At 71.8% G+C, this 1,306-nt stretch carries 1 protein-coding gene; it reads left to right on the forward strand.

The window, feature by feature from the left end; all coding sequences use genetic code 11:
- A partial coding sequence (locus GBZ26_RS30805) for a DUF4347 domain-containing protein (RefSeq protein WP_174441802.1) occupies positions 1-1,306 on the forward strand: 1,306 nt, incomplete at both ends.

The raw sequence follows: 1,306 nt of genomic DNA on the forward strand, positions 1-1,306 counted from the left end.
CGGGGCGGGTCCTGCTGGGCGCCCGGCCGCTGGACGCGCGATCGCTGCTCGACCGCTCCTGGCCGGACGCGCGCGGCACCGAGATCCACCTCCATGCCTGCCACGCCGGTGCGGGCGCCGAAGGCCGTCTCCTCCTCGACCGGCTGGCAGCCGCCACGGGCGCCGCGGTCGCGGCCTCTTCGGGGCTGGTCGGTCCGGCGGCGCAGGGTGCCTCCTGGACGCTCGACCAAAGCACCGCGCCGGTCGGCGCCCCCTCCCCCTTCGCGGCGGTCGAGGGCTGGAACCATGTTCTGGTCGTGACCGGCACCACGACGGCGGGCCCTGACCTGCTGACCAGCGACGACGAGCCCGATGTGATTGAGGGCGGGGCCGGCAACGACACGCTGATCGGCGGCGGCGGCAACGACACGCTGATCGGCGGTGCGGGTGCCGACGTGCTGAACGGTGGGGCCGGCTTCGACGAGGCGTCCTACGAGACCGCCACCACGGGGATCGTGCTCGACCTGCTGACTCCGGGCAACAGCACGGGCGACGCCGCGGGCGACACCTTCATCGACGTCGAGCGCTGGGTCGGCTCGAACTTCGACGACACCATGGTGGCCGGAAACGACCCCGTGTGGTTCTGGGCCCATGACGGCGCCGACTCGGTGACGGGCGGGGCCGGGGACGACACGCTGGAGAGCGGCAACGGCAACGACACCGTCCATGGCGGCGCCGGCAACGACCAGATCTTCGGACGCGCCGACGACGACATGCTGTACGGCGACGATGGCGACGACCTGCTGGTCGGTGGCGGCGGCAAGGACAGCCTGATGGGCGGGGCCGGCAACGACACGTTGATCGGTGACTGGGACGCCGACACGATGGTCGGCGGCGACGGCGACGACGTGTTCTACAGCGGCGAACACGGCACCATGGACGAGGCCGACGTCATCCAGGGCGGGGCCGGCAGCGACACCTTCATCATCGCCGCCCAGGGCGATGCCGGCACGGTTTCCTACGACGGCGGCGACGGCACCGACACGCTGCGCATCAGCTCCGTCGATGTGACCGATCCGGAAGGCAAGATCACCACGGCGACGCCGCAGATCGACATCTCCGGCATGACCCTGACCAGCGTGGAAAACCTCGATCTGGTCGGCACCGTCCGCCACACGGTGACGATGACCACCGCCCAGGCCAGCGGCTTCACCAGCGGGGTGACCGGAGCCATGGTGGGCGACGCCTTCACCATCGCCGGCACGGCCATGACCGGGACGGCCACCGCCGGCAACGGCAGCCAGCTCGGCGCCGGGCAGGTCCCGGC

The organism is Azospirillum formosense (assembly GCF_013340925.1).
Taxonomy (GTDB): Bacteria; Pseudomonadota; Alphaproteobacteria; order Azospirillales; family Azospirillaceae; genus Azospirillum; species Azospirillum formosense.